The organism is Corynebacterium sp. 335C, from assembly GCF_053525695.1.
Window position 1 is genome coordinate 559,152 of sequence record NZ_JASTTB010000001.1, and the last position, 16,386, is coordinate 575,537.

The 16,386-nt window shown below is 72.8% G+C and carries 10 protein-coding genes; 4 read left to right on the forward strand and 6 right to left on the reverse strand.

Annotated elements, in window-relative coordinates:
• Nucleotides 1-202: 202 nt before the first annotated feature.
• Nucleotides 203-814: a hypothetical protein gene (locus QQS41_RS02415; RefSeq protein ID WP_448851098.1), complete on the forward strand. Its 612-nt coding sequence runs from the start codon at nucleotides 203-205 to the stop codon at nucleotides 812-814.
• Between the two features lie 894 nt (nucleotides 815-1,708).
• Here QQS41_RS02415 and QQS41_RS02420 read toward each other — a convergent pair.
• The 5 genes from QQS41_RS02420 to gatC form a co-directional block, all read right to left on the reverse strand.
• On the reverse strand, nucleotides 1,709-3,040 hold the full coding sequence (locus tag QQS41_RS02420) for a YkvI family membrane protein (protein WP_448851099.1): 1,332 nt from the start codon (nucleotides 3,038-3,040) through the stop codon (nucleotides 1,709-1,711).
• 482 nt (nucleotides 3,041-3,522) lie between these two features.
• On the reverse strand, nucleotides 3,523-4,554 hold the full coding sequence (locus tag QQS41_RS02425) for an ATP-dependent 6-phosphofructokinase (protein WP_448851100.1): 1,032 nt from the start codon (nucleotides 4,552-4,554) through the stop codon (nucleotides 3,523-3,525).
• Between the two features lie 213 nt (nucleotides 4,555-4,767).
• A complete protein-coding gene (locus QQS41_RS02430; RefSeq protein WP_448851101.1) occupies nucleotides 4,768-6,294 on the reverse strand; it encodes a DHA2 family efflux MFS transporter permease subunit in 1,527 nt (508 codons plus the stop codon).
• A 200-nt stretch (nucleotides 6,295-6,494) separates the two neighbouring features.
• Nucleotides 6,495-8,006, reverse strand: a complete 1,512-nt coding sequence (gene gatA / locus QQS41_RS02435; protein ID WP_448851102.1) for an Asp-tRNA(Asn)/Glu-tRNA(Gln) amidotransferase subunit GatA — start codon at nucleotides 8,004-8,006, stop codon at nucleotides 6,495-6,497.
• Nucleotides 8,007-8,009: 3 nt separating this feature from the next.
• A complete protein-coding gene (gene gatC, locus QQS41_RS02440; protein ID WP_448851103.1) occupies nucleotides 8,010-8,309 on the reverse strand; it encodes an Asp-tRNA(Asn)/Glu-tRNA(Gln) amidotransferase subunit GatC in 300 nt (99 codons plus the stop codon).
• A 409-nt stretch (nucleotides 8,310-8,718) separates the two neighbouring features.
• Here gatC and QQS41_RS02445 point away from each other — a divergent pair, with 409 nt between their 5' ends.
• Together QQS41_RS02445 and QQS41_RS02450 are read left to right on the forward strand one after the other, a co-directional pair.
• On the forward strand, nucleotides 8,719-9,390 hold the full coding sequence (locus tag QQS41_RS02445; protein WP_448851104.1) for an amino acid-binding ACT domain protein: 672 nt from the start codon (nucleotides 8,719-8,721) through the stop codon (nucleotides 9,388-9,390).
• A gap of 720 nt (nucleotides 9,391-10,110) precedes the next feature.
• The gene (locus QQS41_RS02450) at nucleotides 10,111-12,540 is read left to right on the forward strand and encodes a glycogen/starch/alpha-glucan phosphorylase (RefSeq protein WP_448851105.1); all 2,430 of its coding nucleotides are present in this window, start codon (nucleotides 10,111-10,113) and stop codon (nucleotides 12,538-12,540) included.
• Nucleotides 12,541-13,443: 903 nt separating this feature from the next.
• On the opposite strand, the gene ligA is transcribed toward QQS41_RS02450, so the two are convergent.
• A complete protein-coding gene (gene ligA / locus QQS41_RS02455; RefSeq protein WP_448851946.1) occupies nucleotides 13,444-15,501 on the reverse strand; it encodes an NAD-dependent DNA ligase LigA in 2,058 nt (685 codons plus the stop codon).
• Between the two features lie 204 nt (nucleotides 15,502-15,705).
• Here ligA and QQS41_RS02460 point away from each other — a divergent pair, with 204 nt between their 5' ends.
• Entirely contained in the window at nucleotides 15,706-16,380 is a 675-nt protein-coding gene (locus QQS41_RS02460; protein ID WP_448851106.1) for an exonuclease domain-containing protein, read from the forward strand.
• Nucleotides 16,381-16,386 lie beyond the last annotated feature (6 nt).

Below are 16,386 nucleotides of genomic sequence, written 5' to 3' on the forward strand. Positions count from 1 at the left end.
ACCCGGGGCGACGCGGGGCGCGCGCAGGTGGCCCGGGGCCGCGCGCACGCTGCGGCGTCCGCATGTCCGCGTGACGACGGCCACCGCTCCGGCGCGTCGGCCGCGGCGCGCCGCGGGGTCGGTCCGGCGGTGCCGCGCGGTGGATTATCGTTGTGTCGGACATGACGCCGGCGCCGCGCCGGCGGACGGAAAGGAGCCCGCCGTGAGCGATGACCGCATCCCCCGCGAGGTCGGCCCGGGTGCCGTGCCGTCGGATTCCGGCCCCGTGCGCGCGGAGTCGCGGGCCGGCCGGGGCTCCCGCGCGCGCCGCGGGGAGCGGAGGAGCCGGGGGCGCATCGCCGTCATCGCCGTCGCGGCGATCCTGGTGGCGGCGGCGCTGGCATGGTTCGTGTTCTCCCGCGTCGGCGGGCAGGCCGAGCCGCCGACGGCGCAGATGCTGCACGACCGCCTGGGCGAGCCGGCGAAGGCGTCCTTCCACGAGGGCGCCTGCATGGAGAACGAGGAGAAGCTCTACGGCGTCCTCGAGGACGAGGGCCCGCTGCCGGCGGTCGACTGCGTGCTCATCGACGGGCCGTTCACCGGCGACGACATCGGCATCCTGGTGACGCTGTGGACCGACCGCGGCGCGATCGACGCGGTGGAGGACGGAGGCGACGGGTTCGTCGACCTCGGCGGCTCCGACGGCCACGACCTGTCGTACCACGAGCCGCTCGACGTCATGTACGACGTCCAGGGCGACGCGGTCCTGCGCTACCAGGGGTTCAAGGGCATCGACGAGGCGCGGGAGTTCGCGGGCCAGACCGGCCTCGCGTAGTCGCGGGCCAGACCGGCCTCGCGTAGTCGCGGGCGCGCGGCCGCGTGGCGCCGGGCCACCGGGCCGCCGGGCCACCGGGCCGCCGGGCCGCCGGTCCGCGGCGCCGCCGGGCCACCGGGCCGCCGGGCCACCGGGCCGCCGGGCCACCGGGCCGCCGGGCCGCGCCAACCCACCCAGGACTTCGCCAACCCACCCGTGCAAAAGCGGCCAGAAATCCGCCGCGGCGGCCAGCAAAACCCCAGGTCGCAATCGCGCTCGCGGCGGCAGGATGGCACACAATGCACGAGTGCCCGGGCGAGGGCATGACGGGTCCCGGGCGAGCCTGCCGGAACCCGGCCGAACGCCCGTCGAGGGCGTGCGACAGCCTGTCGCACAAGCCTCCACCCCGCCGGACATCGGGACCACGGCGGTCCGGCGTCACACGCACCCCGGCCGCCCCATGCGGCGCCTCAGTCACCGGCTGTCGAGGCCACGCCGGGCCGCGCCGCCCCACCCCGGGCCTGGCCAACCCACCCGTGCAAAAGCGGCCAGAAATCCGCCGCGGCGGCCAGCAAAACCCCAGGTCGCAATCGCGCTCGCGGCGGCAGGATGGCACACGATGCACGAGTGTCCGGGAAAGGCGCCGGCCGGCAACCGGTCGGCCGGCGGCCGGCAATCGGTCGGCAACCGGCTGGCCGGCAACCGGTCGGCAACCAGTCGACGGCCGGTCGGCGGCCGGGCCGGCAGGATTCGGCAGGAGGACGGGCCAGCACCGGCGCCGGGCGCATGACGACGGCCCCGCTCGCCTGCATCGGGGAACGGGGCCGTCGACTATCCGGCGGAGGCGCGGCGGCGGAGCGGGGCACCGCGGAGGCGGTGGCCGCACCGGGCCGCACCGTGCCGCGCCGCGCGCCGCTACTTCTTGTCGTCCGCCTCCTCGGCGGCCTTGGCCTCCGCGCGGGCCTTCTCGATCTCCGGCGGGAGGTCGACATCGCGGTCGACGTCGACCTCGTCATCGTCGTCGAGCTCCTGCAGGACGTCGTCGTACATGAGCCGGTTCAGCTCCTTGTCGTCGATGTTCGACGCCTTGATGTCCTTCTTCAGCTGCGCGGCGTGCTTGCGGGTGAAGCGGCGGCGCGGGTCGAGCTTGCGGGACAGCAGGTCGCGGATGCGGGCGCGGCGGCTGGACTCCTCGGTGATGACGACGCGGCCGCGGAACCACGCGATGAACATCACGAAGATGAGGACGATGCCGATGTAGCCCGAGATCGGGTACACGATGCCGACCAGCGTCGTGAACGGGATGAAGCTGAACGCGAAGCCGATGAGCACGGAGATGAAGTACACCTTTCGGAAGTTCTCCGGCTTCTTGCGCGTGATGCGCTTGGCCATCGCGTAGAACATGCCGATGGCGGTGTTGAAGATCATGCCGAACACGACGATCGCCATGAGGTTGCCGATCATCGGGTGGACCTGCGTGACGATGGTCAGCAGCGGCATGTCGTCGGCGTAGACCTCGTCGACGCGCTGGTACAGCGCGAACACGAGCAGGACGACGAGCACGGCCCACACGGTGCCGCCCATCAGGCCGCCGACGGCCGCGGCGCGCGGCATGAGGTTCGTGCCGCCGATGACGATGGCCATGGAGATGCCGACCATCAGCGACATGCCGACGTAGTTCAGGGCGGAGATCCACCAGTTCGGCAGGTTCGTCGACACCTGCGCCGACGCCTGCTCCAGCACCGCGCTGTCGCCGCTGGTGTTCAGCAGCACGTACACGCCGGCGCCGACGAGGAAGATCATGATGAACGGCGTGATGGCGCCGATGACCTTGCTCACCGCGTCGACATCCAGGAAGCCGGTGAGCAGCACCAGGATCAGCATGATGACGCTGCCGGCGAGCGTCGGCAGGCCGAACTGCTGGTTCAGGTTGGAGCCGGCGCCGGCGAGCATGACGAAGCCCGTCGAGAAGAGCGTGAACAGCACCGCGGCGTCGAGGATTTTCGACGTGATGGGCAGCGCCATCCGGTCGAAGACGATGAGGTGCTCCTTGGCGCGGAGGTAGCTGCCGTAGGCGAGCACGATGGCGCCGGCCGCCATCATGACGGCGCCGGCGAGGACGGCGCCCCAGCGGCCGACGCCGCCGAAGGCGACGAAGTACTGGAGCATCTCCTGGCCGGAGGCGAAGCCGGCGCCGACGACGACGCCGACGAAGGACATGGCGATGGGGATTGCCCGTTTGAACACGTGGGGTTCCTTCGGTTGTTATCCGGTTGTCGTGGGTCTGCGGGGGCGCCGCCGGGGTCTCCGGCGCGTCCCCCGTCCCCGTCCGCGGCCCGCCTGCGCGGGGTCCGGCCCGGTCGCGCCCGGGCGTGCGAAGCCGGGCGCCGCGCCGTCCCCCGCCGCGGCGGTTCCGCCTCACGCGGCGGTGCCGCCCCCGTGGCGGCACCGCTCCGTGCGGCGGCGGGGCGGGACATGACGAGGCCCCGGAGTCCGGCGAGGAGCCGGCGGTTCCGGGGCACGCACGTGAATCATGTTATCCGAACGCGGCCGGGCGGACCCGCCGCACCCCGTCCCGGGACGCGCTGAACCGGTCCGGACGTGCGGCCGGACCGGTTCGATGCGGGTGCGATGCGGGTTCGCCACGGAATGCGGGAGCTTGACGACGGCCGCGTCGCGCACATCACCGTGCGGCGCCCCGTCGCAAAGCCCCCGCGCCGCCCCGGCGCCTACCCGAACAGCGCCTGCGCGGTGCGGTAGCGGCCCTCGGGGACGGTCTTGAGCTCGCCGACGGCCTCGTCGATGGTGATGCGGGTGATGCCGGAGCCCTGGAGGGCGACGATCTTGCCGAAGTCGCCCTCGTGGACGGCGCGGGTGGCGTGGACGCCGTAGCGGGTGGCGAGCACGCGGTCGTAGGCGGTGGGGGTGCCGCCGCGCTGGATGTGGCCGAGGACGGTGGTGCGGACGTCGTAGCCGGTGCGCTGCTTGATCTCGTCGCCGATGACCTGGCCGATGCCGTTGAAGGTCTGGTGGCCGAACTGGTCGACGCCGCCCTCGGCGAAGTCCATGGTCCCCTCCTTGGGCGTGGCGCCCTCGGCGACGACGATGATCCCGTACTTCTCGCCCATCTGGAAGCGGCGCTCCATGGACTTGCAGATCTGGTCGATGTCGAAGGGGTGCTCGGGGATGACGATGTGGTGGGCGCCGCCGGCCATGCCCGCGTGGAGGGCGATCCAGCCGACGTGGCGGCCCATGACCTCGACGATCATGACGCGCTGGTGGGATTCGGCGGTGGTGTGGAGGCGGTCGACGGCGTCGGTGGCGACGGCGACGGCGGTGTCGAAGCCGAAGGTGTAGTCGGTGCCGTTGACGTCGTTGTCGATGGTCTTCGGCACGCCGACGACGGGGACGCCGTTGTCGGAGAGCCACTTGCCGGCCTTGAGGGTGCCCTCGCCGCCGATGGGGATGAGGGCGTCGATGCCGGCGTCCTCGAGGTTCTCCTTGATGACGTCCAGCTTGGACATGAGGATGTCGGGGTGCAGGCGGCCGGTGCCGAGCATGGTGCCGCCGCGCAGGAGCATGCGGTCGATGTTCTCGTCGTCGTAGAGCTGGACCCTGCGGTCCTCGATGAGGCCGACCCAGCCGTCCTCGAATCCGACGACGGTCGATCCGTATTCGGAGGACGCGGTGCGGACGATCGCACGGATGACGGCGTTCAGGCCGGGGCAGTCACCACCGGAGGTCAGGGTCGCAATACGCATATCCCAAAGAGTAGTAGAGCCCGCCGTGGGACGCTCGGCGGGTCCTGCGCCCGCGGGTTTCCCCGGGTGGTGCGGGGGTTTTCGCGTGACGACGGCGACCGCCCCGGCTCCCGTGCCGCCGCCCGGGGCGGGCGCCGGCCGGCGGTGCCGCGCCGTGGGCACGGGCGCGGGAGGTCCCGTCGTCACGCATCGCGGCGCCGCCGCGGGGTCGCGTCAGCGGGCGCGCCACTCCGCGGGGCGGCGCAGGCCCTGGCCGACGAGGAAGCCGGCGACGAGGACGACGGCGTAGGCCAGCAGCGCGTGGGCGAAGACGGCCGCTCCCCCGCCGGCGCCGGCGCCGACCTGCAGGAAGGCGGCGGTCGTTGCGGAGCCGAGGACCGCGCCCGCCTGCCGGGAGGCGTTGTAGACGCCCGAGCCCGCGCCCGTCAGGCGGTGCGGCACGGACATCATGGTGATGGTGGAGTTCGAGGACCAGAAGAAGCAGTGTCCGATGCCCAGCAGGATCGACGCCACCGGGATGGTCCACACCGGCATCCCCGGCCGCATGACGATGAACAGCACGATGTGGCCGATGAACATCGCGCCGAAGCCGATGCCGTTCATCGCCCGCGGGTGCAGCCGGCCGATGAGCGTGCCCACCCACGGCGACATCAGGCCGGAGACCGCCGCCATGGGGGCGATCATCAGGCCGGCGACGAACGCGTCGTGGTGCTCGACCTGCTGGAGGTACAGCATGATCGGCACGGCGTTGGCGGCGGTGACGAAGCCCATCACGGCGACGGAGCCGGCGCCGCGGCTGAAGTTCCGGGAGCGGAACAGCCCCAGCGGCACGAGCGCCTCCACGCCGCGGTCGGGCGCGGTGGCCTGCAGGCGGACGAACAGGACGCCGAACGCGACGCCGGCGAGGATGAGGCCCCACGTCCAGGGCGCCCACCCGGCGGGCTCGCCCTGCTGGACGCCGACGACGACGCACGTCATCGCCAGGATCGAGGTGACGATGCCGGGGACGTCGAAGCTCCGCGACGTCGCCGGCAGGTCCGGGATGAACTTCACGGCGAGCACGAGGCAGATGAGGCCTAGGGGCACGTTGACCCAGAAGATCCACTGCCAGCCGCCCGCCGACGTGAGGAAGCCGCCGAGGATCGGGCCCGACAGCGTCGCCAGGCCCGCGGTACCGCCCCACCAGCCCATCGCCTTTCCGCGCCGCTCCGGCGGGAACACACGGGTGATGATGGACAGGGTCTGCGGCCCTATCATCGACGCGCCCAGGCCCTGCACGAAGCGGGCGACGATGAGCACCCAGATGGACGGCGACAGCGCGCACGCCACCGACGCCGCGGTGAACGTGGCGACGCCCGCCAGGAAGATGCGGTTCTGCCCGAACTGATCGCCCAGCCGGCCGGTGACCAGCAGCGGGACGGCGTAGCCCAGCAGGTAGGCGCTGGTCACCCAGATGACGGCCGCGTAGCCGGTGTCGAACTCCCCCATGATGTCGGGTGTCGCGACGGCCACGATCGACTGATCGAGCAGGTTCATGAATGACGCCATGAGCACCGGGACGAGGGCGAACCAGGCCTGGCGCTCCGGCGGGTAGGCGGGCGCGTCGGCGGGGCACGCGGCGGCGCGGCCGGACGCCGCGCGGTCCGCCGCCTGGCCGGACGCCGCGCGGTCCGCGGCCCGGCCGGCTGCGCCGTCGCCCGCGCCGTGCGGGCCGGACGGGGTGTTCTGCTCGGAGGTCACCGGGACAGGATACGGAGGGCCGCCCCGGATCGCCGACGGGCCCCTCGCCGGGGATGGCGAGGGGCCCGTCGGGGCGGGTCCGCCGGGGCGCGGGAGCCGTCGTCACGCGGAGGGCGCGAAACGCGGGCGCGCGCCGGGGCGATGAGCGGCGCGGGTGCCGTCGTCACGCAAACGACGCGCGGCGGCGGCCCGCGGCGGCGCTACGCGATGTCGCCGCGGACCTTCTCGTACGCCGCGCCGACCTTGTACAGGCGGTCGTCGCCGTGGCGCGGGGCCATGATCTGCAGGCCCGTCGGCAGGCCCGTGTCGGACGCGAGGCCCGACGGGACGGACATGCCGCACATGCCGGCGAGGTTCAGCGGCAGCGTGCACAGGTCGAACATGTACATGCTCAGCGGGTCGTCGACCTTCTCGCCCAGCTTGAACGCCGTCGTCGGCGTCGTCGGGGACACCAGCACGTCGACCTGCTCGAAGGCGCGGTCGAAGTCCTGCTGGATGAGGGTGCGGACGCGCTGCGCCTGCAGGTAGTAGGCGTCGTAGTAGCCGACCGACAGGGCGTAGGTGCCGATGATGATGCGGCGCTTCACCTCGTCGCCGAAACCGGCGGCGCGGGTGGCGGCCATGACCTGCTCCGCGGAGTGGTTGCCGTCGTCGCCGACCCGCCGGCCGTACCGCATGCCGTCGAAGCGGGCCAGGTTGGAGCTGACCTCGCACGGCAGGATGAGGTAGTAGGCGGACAGGGCGTGGTCGAAGTTCGGGCAGTCGACCTCCACGACCTCCGCGCCCGCGGCCTTCAGCTGCTCCACCGCGGCATGGAAGCTGGACAGGACGCCGTCCTGGTAGCCGTCCTCGCGGTCGAACTGCTTGACGACGCCGACCTTCACGCCCGTCAGGTCGCCCGACGCGCCCTCGCGGGCGGCGGCGACGACGTCGGCGATCGGCTGCTCCGTCGACGTGGAGTCGTTCTCGTCGTGGCCGGCGATGACCTCGTGCAGCAGCGCCGTGTCCAGCACCGTGCGGGCGGTCGGGCCGCCCTGGTCCAGGGAGGACGCGCAGGCGACGAGGCCGTGGCGGGACACGGTGCCGTAGGTCGGCTTCACGCCGACGGTGGCGGTCAGGGCCGCCGGCTGGCGGATGGAGCCGCCGGTGTCGGTGCCGATGGCGATCGGCGCCATCGCCGCGGCCAGGGCGGCGGAGGAGCCGCCGCCGGAGCCGCCCGGGGTGCGCTCCAGGTCCCACGGGTTCTTCGTCGGGCCGTAGGCGGAGTTCTCCGTGGAGGAGCCCATGGCGAACTCGTCCATGTTGGTCTTGCCGAGGATCGGGATGCCCGCCTCGCGCAGCTTCCGCACGACGGTGGCGTCGTAGGGGCTCATGTAGCCCTCGAGCATCTTGGAGGCGCAGGTCGTCGGGGCGTCGACGGTGGTGAAGACGTCCTTCAGCGCCAGCGGGACGCCCGCCAGCGGGGAGGCCGGGGCCTCGCCGGCGTCGAGCGCGTCGTCGACGGCCTTCGCCGCGACCAGGGCCTCGTCGGCGCCGACGTGGAGGAAGGCGTGGACGTCGCCGTCGACCGCGGCGATGCGGTCGAGGAACGCCTGCGTGACCTCGACGGAGGTCAGCTCGCGGGCGTGGATCTTCTGCGCCAGCTCCGCGGCGGTCAGGCCGAGGATCGCGTCGTCGGCGACGGCGGTGTACAGGTTCGCGTTGTCCGTCATGTCCTACTCCTCCTCGCCCAGGATCTGCGGGACCTCGAAGCGCTGGCGGTCGACCGACGGCGCCTGGTCGAGGGCCTGCTCGGCGGTCAGCGTCGGGCGGACCTCGTCGTCGCGCATGACGCCGGCGATGGAGGACGGGTGGCTCATCGGCTCCACGTCCGCCGCGGCGACCTCCTGGACCTGCTGGACGTGGGAGATGATGCCGTCGATCTGGACGGCGAACTCGTCGAGTTCGGCGTCCGACAGGGCGAGGCGGGACAGTCGTGCGAGGTGGGCGACCTCGTCACGCGAGATGGCGGTCACGCGATGGACCCCTTTCCGTCGTCGGTGGGTGTTCGTTGCAGTTGGTCGCGTCCAGGGTAGTCGCCCGCCCGGCGCGGCGCCGCCTCGCCCCCGCCGCGCCGCGCGGTGCGGCGGTCACGGGGCGGAGGGCCCGCGCGTGGCGCGGGGCGGGGTCCGCGGTGACGGCGCGGGAGGTCCCGTCGCAGAGCGTTGCGACGCTCCCCGCCGCGGCTTTCCCGCCCACCGCGCGCACCCGCGCCCGCCGCGGTGTCCCCGCCCCCGGCGCGCGCCACGCCCGCCGCGGCTTCCGCACCCCGGCGCGCGCACCACGCCCGATAAGTGATGCCGATCACGTGGACATGACCGGCGGTGCGGTACCGTGGCCGCGACCGACCGAACGCCCCACGAAAGGAACGGCAGGAAACCCGCCATGTCCTACCTGATCCGAGTCCAGCTGCCCGACGTCCCGGGATCCCTGGGCTACCTCGCGGCCGCACTCGGCGAGGTGGACGGGGACATCCGCAGCGTCGACGTCGTCCAGCACGTCGAGGGCGGCGACACCGTCATCGACGACATCGTCGTCGACCTGCCCACCGGCCGCCTGCCCGACACCCTCATCACCGCCGCGCAGACGCTCGACGACGTCCACGTCGACTCCCTCCGCCCGTTCTCCGGCTCCGTCGACCGCCGCGGCCAGATCCGCATGCTCGCCGAGCTCGCCCGCCACCGCCGCAACCCGCACCAGGCGCTCGAGGCCATCGTCGACGGGCTGCCGCGCACCATGACCGCCGGCTGGGCGCTCATCCTCGCCCACGGCGACGAGGGCACCACCCGCCTGCTCGCCTCCCCCGCCGCGCCGGAGGACGACGGCCGCACGCTCGACGACCCGCCCGTGGAGACCGCCCGCCACCTCGACCCCGAGACCGAGGACTGGATCCCCGGCTCCTGGGCCCTGATGGACGCGTCGCTGGCCGGCGCGCCGATGGGCGACGGGTACACGCTCATCCTCGGCCGCCCCGGCGGGCCGGACTTCCTGCCCAGCGAGGTCGAGCACCTCGGGCGGATCGGCGCCATCGTCGGCGCGATGCTGCCGGAGGACTGAGGGCGGCTGCCGGGCCGCGCCGCTTCGCGCCGCTCCTCCGTGGCGGCACGGCCCGGCGGCCCCTCCTGCCGGCGCACGACCCGGGGAGCCCTCGCGCCTGCGAGCCCCCCCCCCCCCCCCCCCGCCAGGCGGTCCCGCATCCCGTCCGCCGTCGGTGACGTGCGTGTCGCGTGTGCACAGTGAGACGCACGTGACCAGGCTTCGCCATGCCGCCTCCTGGCTGGCGGGCACCCGTGCACTGTGTGCCATCCTGCCGCCGCACGCCGAAACCCGACCTGGGCTTTTGTCGGCCACCGCGGCGGATTTCTGGCCACTTGTGCACGAGTGGATTTCGAGGCACCCCGTCGGCGGTCCACGACCCCCTTCCCGGTGTGACGACCGAGCATCCTGGGGCGGGTGCGACATGTGAGGCGCGAATGGCCGGGGTGTGCCGGCGGCCGCACGCGGGCGCGGCGTCGGAGGGGGCCGAGGGCGCTGGACGGCCAGGGCGCCGGCCGAGGACGTTGGGCGGCGCGGGCGGCGCGGACGCTGGCGGCGTGGGCGGCGATGAGGCCGGAGGGCGGCCAACGCGGCCGCACCCGGCCCGGCCCGCCGCGCCGCGCGCCGGGGGCATCGCCGCAGGCGGTGACCGTCGTCACGCGAACACCTGCGCACCTGCACCGGCGCACCTCCCGCCGCGACGCGCAAGCACCCGCCGGGTAGTCTGACCCGAGGCCCCGCATGCCGGCGGCGGCCCCGCCCACCCGACCGCAAGGAGACGCGTTGACCACCTTCACCGACCGCCTCGGCTCCCACGTTCGCGCCGAATCCGGCCGCACCCCCGAGACCTCGACCGCGACCGAATTCTGGGCGGGCCTGTCCCGCGTCGTCGTCGACGAACTCGCCGGCGACTGGGAGAAGACGGCCGACGCGTACGCCGCCACCCGCCGCCAGCACTACTTCTCCGCCGAGTTCCTCATGGGCCGCGCGCTGCTGAACAACCTCCTCAACCTGGGCCTCGTCGAGAAGGCCGAGAAGGCCGTCCTCGCCCACGGCGCCGAACTCGCCGACGTCCTCGAGGCCGAGCACGACGCGGCGCTCGGCAACGGCGGCCTCGGCCGCCTCGCCGCCTGCTTCCTCGATTCCTGCGCCACCCAGGACCTGCCCGTCACCGGCTACGGCATCCTCTACCGCTACGGCCTGTTCAAGCAGACCTTCGAGAACGGCTTCCAGGACGAGCACCCCGACCCGTGGATGGAGGAGGGCTACCCCTTCGTCGTCCGCCGCGAGGAGCAGGCCCGCATCGTCTCCTTCGACGACCTCGTCGTCCGCGCCGTCCCCTACGACATGCCGATCACCGGCTACGGCACCGACAACGTCAACACCCTGCGCCTGTGGAACGCCGAACCGATGCGCGAGTTCGACTACGACGCCTTCAACTCCCAGCGCTTCACCGACGCCATCATCGAGCGCGAGCGCGTCCACGACCTCTGCCGCGTCCTGTACCCGAACGACTCCACCTACGAGGGCAAGGTGCTGCGCGTCCGCCAGCAGTACTTCTTCGTCTCCGCGTCGCTGCAGGAGATGATCGAGTCGCACATCGCGCAGCACGGCGACCTGTCGACGTTCGCCGAGTACAACTCCATCCAGCTGAACGACACCCACCCGGTGCTCGCCATCCCCGAGCTCATGCGCCTGCTGCTCGACGACCACGGCATGGGCTGGGACGAGGCGTGGGAGATCGTCACCGGCACCTTCGCCTACACCAACCACACCGTCCTCGCCGAGGCGCTGGAGACCTGGGAGTACTCCATCTTCCAGAAGCTCTTCGGCCGCGTGCTGGAGATCGTCGCCGAGATCGACCGCCGCTTCCGCGAGGAGATGGGCGCCCGCGGCATGGACGGCGGCACCATCGACTACCTCGCCCCCATCTCCCACGGCCGCATCCACATGGCGTGGATCGCCTGCTACGCGGCGTACTCCGTCAACGGCGTCGCCGCGCTGCACACCGAGATCCTCAAGCGCGACACGCTGCGCCACTGGTACGAGATGTGGCCGGAGAGGTTCAACAACAAGACCAACGGCGTCACCCCGCGCCGCTGGCTGAACCAGTGCAACCCGCGCCTGCCGAAGCTGCTGACCCGCCTCCTCGGCTCCGACGCGTGGGTCACCGACCTCGACCGCCTCGCGGAGCTGGAGCGCTTCGCCGACGACGAGGACGTGCTGCGCGAGGTCATCGCCGCCAAGCGCGGCAACAAGGAGGACTTCGCCGCCTGGATCCTCGACCGCCAGGGCGTCGAGGTCGACCCGTCCGCCATGTTCGACGTGCAGATCAAGCGCCTGCACGAGTACAAGCGCCAGCTGCTCAACGCCCTGTACGTGCTGGACCTGTACCACCGCATCAAGGAGAACCCGGAGCTCGACGTCGTGCCGCGCGTGGCGGTGTTCGGCGCGAAGGCCGCCCCGGGCTACGTCCGCGCGAAGGCGATCATCAAGTTCATCAACGCCATCGCGGCCCTGGTCAACGGCGACGAGGAGATCGGCGGCAAGCTGAAGGTCGTCTTCGTCGAGAACTACAACGTCTCCCCCGCCGAGCGCATCATCCCGGCCGCCGACGTCTCGGAGCAGATCTCGACCGCCGGCAAGGAGGCGTCCGGCACGTCGAACATGAAGTTCATGATGAACGGCGCGCTGACGCTGGGCACGCTCGACGGCGCGAACGTCGAGATCGTGGAGGCCGTCGGCGACGACAACGCCTACATCTTCGGCGCGAAGGAGGAGGAGCTGCCGGAGCTGCGGCGCACCTACTCCGCCCGCGGCGTCTACGAGTCGGTGCCGGGCCTGAAGCGCGCGGTCGATTCCCTGGTGGACGGCACGTTCGACGACGGCGGCACCGGCATGTTCCACGACCTCCACGTGTCGCTGCTGGACGGGTTCGGCATGGAGCCGGCGGACGTCTGGTACGTCCTCGGCGATTTCGAGGACTACCGCGCGACCCGCGACCGCATGGCGGAGGACTACCGCGACGAGCTCGCGTGGGCGCGCAAGTGCTTCCTCAACATCATCCGGTCGGGCCGCTTCTCCTCCGACCGCACCATCGGCGACTACGCCCGCGAGGTGTGGCGCATCGAGCCGACGCCGATCGCGCCGGCCGCGCCGGCCGCGGAGTAGCGCAGCGCTTCCGGCGCGCGCCCGGCCGGGCCTCGCCGCCCGCCGGGTCCGCCGCCCGCATCGCGCTCACCGTATGCGCGTGACCTGCTGGTTCGCGTGCGCCTTCGCGTGACGACGGCCCCCGCCTGCCGCCCATCCCGGGCGCGGCGGGGGCCGTTCCCGTCGGCGGGGTGGGCGCTTCTCCCCGCCGCCGGTGACGCATGCGCCGCATGAGCACGATAGGGCGCCCGTGACCAGACCTCGCCGTCCCCTCCCCCCGCAGCGGCCGGCACTCGTGCATTGTGTGCCATCCTGCCGCCGCAGCCCGAAACGCGACCTGGGCTTTTGCCGGCGTCCGCGGCGGATTTCTGGCCACTTATGCACGAGTGCCCGCGCCGCCCCGCCGCTCGCCCGGCCAACCAGCGCCCGGCGCGGCACTCCCCCGCACACGCCCCGCCGAGCCCTCCGCCGCCGGTGACGCGAGCGCCGCGTGTGCATGGTGAGACGCACGTGACCAGACGCCGCCGTCCCCTCCCCCACGGCGGCCGGCACCCGTGCGCAACTGGCCAGCAAACCACCGCCCCGGCAGGATCCGACCTGGGCTTTTGCGCGCACAGGCGGTGGCACGATGGCCACTTGCGCACGAGTGAGCCTGCAGGGCCCGCGAGCCCTCCGTGCCGGTGACACATGCGCCGCCTGAGCACAGTGGGACGCACGTAACCGGGTCGTGCCGTGCGGCCTCCAGGCAGGCAGGCACCCGTGCACGTTGTGCCATCCTGCCGCCGTCGGCCAAAACGCGACCTGGGCTTTTACCGGCGTCCGCGGCGGATTTCTGGCCGCTTTTGCACGGGTGCCCCGAGTCGACTCCACCTACGCGGCGCAGAGCGACGACGAGGCTTGCTACTCGCCGGCGCCGTCCGCGCCCTAGTCCGCGCCGTCCTCGTCGCCGTCCGCGCCGCCCGCCGCCGGAATCGCCGCCGCGCCCTCCTCGAGCAGCCGGACGAACCCGGCCTCGTCGAGGATCGGCACCCCGAGGTCCTCGGCCTTCGTGGCCTTCGATCCGGCGTTCTCGCCGACGACGACCACGGACGTCTTCTTCGACACCGACCCGGCCGCCTTGCCGCCGCGGACGATGATGGCCTCCTTCGCGGAGTCGCGGGTGAAGCCCTCCAGCGCCCCGGTGACGACGACGGTGAGCCCGTCGAGCACCTGGTCGGGACGGTCGGAGACGTCGTCGGCCATGCGGACGCCGGCGTCGGCCCAGCGGCGGACGACGTCGCGGTGCCAGTCGACGGTGAACCATTCGATGACGCTGTCGGCGATGATGCCGCCGACGCCGTCGGTGTCGGCGAGCTCGTCGCGCGTCGCCCCGGCGATGGCGTCCAGCGACCCGAACTTCTGCGCCAGCGCGCGGGCGGCGGTCGGGCCGACGTGGCGGATGGACAGGCTGACCAGCACGCGCCAGAGGTCGACGCCCTTGGCGGCCTCGATGTTGGCGAGCAGCTGCTTGCCGTTGGCGTTGACGTCGCCCTTCGTCGTCACGTAGGCGGTGGAGCGCTTGAGCGCGTCCTCGTCGAGCTCGAAGACGGCGCCGTCGTCGACGATGATGCCGCGGTTGACCAGGTCGGCGACGCCGGTCTCGCCGAGCTTCTCGATGTCGAATCCGCCGCGCGACGCGAGGAACTCGACGCGCCGGCGCAGCTGGCCGGGGCAGCGTCGGGTGTTGGGGCAGCGCCAGTCGGCGTCGTCCTCCTTGGACGGGGCGAGCGGGGTGCCGCATTCGGGGCAGAGGTGCGGGTAGATGAAGCGGCGTTCGGTGCCGTCGCGCAGCTGGGCGACGGGTCCGAGGACCTCGGGGATGACGTCGCCGGCCTTGCGGATGGTGACGCGGTCGCCGATGAGGACGCCCTTGCGCTCGACTTCGGTGGGGTTGTGCAGGGTGGCGCGGGCGACGGTGGAGCCGGCGACGGAGGCGGGCCGCAGGACGGCGTAGGGGGTGGCGCGGCCGGTGCGTCCGATGGAGACGCGGATGTCGAGGAGGTCGGTGGTGACCTCCTCGGGCGGGTACTTGTAGGCGATGGCCCAGCGGGGCGCGCGGGCGGTGGCGCCGAGCGCGCGCTGCCCGGACAGCGCGTCGACCTTGACGACGAGCCCGTCCATCTCGTGTTCCGCGTCGTGGCGGTGCTCGCCCCAGTGCTGCATCTGCTTGACGACGTCATCCGCCCCGGCCACGCGCCTCGTGTACGGCGAGACGTGGAAGCCCCACGTGGCGAGGGCCTCGTAGGCGGCGTGCTGGGATTCGGGGCGCCAGCCGGAGATCTCGCCGATGCCGTGGCAGATCATGTTGAGGTTGCGTTCGGCGGTGACGGACGGGTCCTTCTGGCGCAGGGATCCGGCGGCGGCGTTGCGGGGGTTGGCGAAGGGCGTCTGGCCGGCGTCGGCGCGGGCGGCGTTGATGCGCTCGAACTCGTCGGGGCGCATGTAGACCTCGCCGCGGACCTCGAGGAAGGCGGGGACGGGGAGGTCGTCGCCGGGGGTGAGCTCGTGGGGGATGTCGGCGATGGTGCGGGCGTTGGCGGTGACGTTCTCGCCGACGCGGCCGTCGCCGCGGGTGGCGGCGCGGACGAGCTTCCCGTCCTCGTAGACGAGGTCGATGGACAGGCCGTCGATCTTCAGCTCCGTGAGGTAGGCCTCGGCCGGGGTGCGGGCGAGCCAGTCGCGCAGCTCGGCCTCGTCGAAGACGTTGTCGAGGCTGTAGAGGCGCTGGGGGTGCTCGACGGGCTCGAAGACGACGCCGTCGGCGGGGCGCGCTCCCCCGGCGGCCCCGGAGCCGTCGCCGTCTCCCGCCCCGTCCCCGGCCGCCGCGGCGGAGCCGTCCGCGGGGCGGGTCCCGTCGTCAAGCTCCTCCACGGGCGCGCCGACGGTCTGCGTCGGGCTGTCGGGCGTGGCGAGCTCCGGGTGCTCGGCCTCGAGCTGCTGGATGCGGCGGAAGAGCCGGTCGTACTCGGCGTCGGAGACGACGGGCTCGCCGGCGTAGTAGCGGGCGGAGTGGCCGCGGAGATCCTCCGCCAGCTCGGCCCATTCGCGGCGGACGTCGGACGGGGTGGTGTCGCTCACGGGGACCCAGTGTAGGCGCCCGGGCGGACGCGGCCGCGCGGTGTCGGGCGTCCGCATAGACTGGCCCGCATGTACAGCTTCGACGTCGCCAAGATGGTCGCCTTCGACCTGGAGACCACGGGCAAGGACCCGCTGACCTGCCGGATCGTGACGTCGTCGCTGGTGCGGCTGACGTCGGGGCAGGCGCCGGACAAGGCGGCGATGCTGGCGGACCCGGGCGTCGAGATCCCGGAGGAGGCGACGCGGGTGCACGGCATCACCACGGAGCGGGCGCGCGCGGAGGGCCGACCGCACGCGGAGGTGCTGAACCGCACGATCGGGATGCTGCAGTCGGCGTGGAACGACGGCTACGCGGTGGTCGCCTACAATGCGGCGTACGACCTGACGGTGCTGCGGGCGCAGGAGCCGTCGTTCACGGTCGACGGGCTGGTGGTGGACCCGTTCGTGCTGGACAAGCACTTCGACCGCTACCGGAAGGGCAAGCGGACGCTGGAGGCGACGTGCGCCCACTGGAACGTCCGGCTGGATTCGGCGCACGATTCGACGGAGGACGCGCTGGCGGCGGCGCGCGTGGCGTGGATGCTCGCGCGGGCGCATCCGGAGCTGGCGACGATGGACGGCGAGGAGCTGATGGAGCTGCAGGCCGTCGCCGCGTGGGAGCAGGCGGAGAGCTTCCGGGAGTACCTGACGGGCCGGGGACGGGACGCCTCGGACGTCGACGGTTCGTGGCCGATGCGGGGCTGAGCGGGC

Coding starts and splice junctions, on each gene's coding strand:
- QQS41_RS02425 (WP_448851100.1), bottom strand. CDS start 4,554: ATGCGTATTGCGACCCTGACCTCCGGTGGTGACTGCCCCGGCCTGAAC.
- gatA (WP_448851102.1), bottom strand. CDS start 8,006: ATGACGGACAACGCGAACCTGTACACCGCCGTCGCCGACGACGCGATC.
- QQS41_RS02445 (WP_448851104.1), top strand. CDS start 8,719: ATGTCCTACCTGATCCGAGTCCAGCTGCCCGACGTCCCGGGATCCCTG.
- QQS41_RS02450 (WP_448851105.1), top strand. CDS start 10,111: ATGCCGGCGGCGGCCCCGCCCACCCGACCGCAAGGAGACGCGTTGACC.
- QQS41_RS02460 (WP_448851106.1), top strand. CDS start 15,706: ATGTACAGCTTCGACGTCGCCAAGATGGTCGCCTTCGACCTGGAGACC.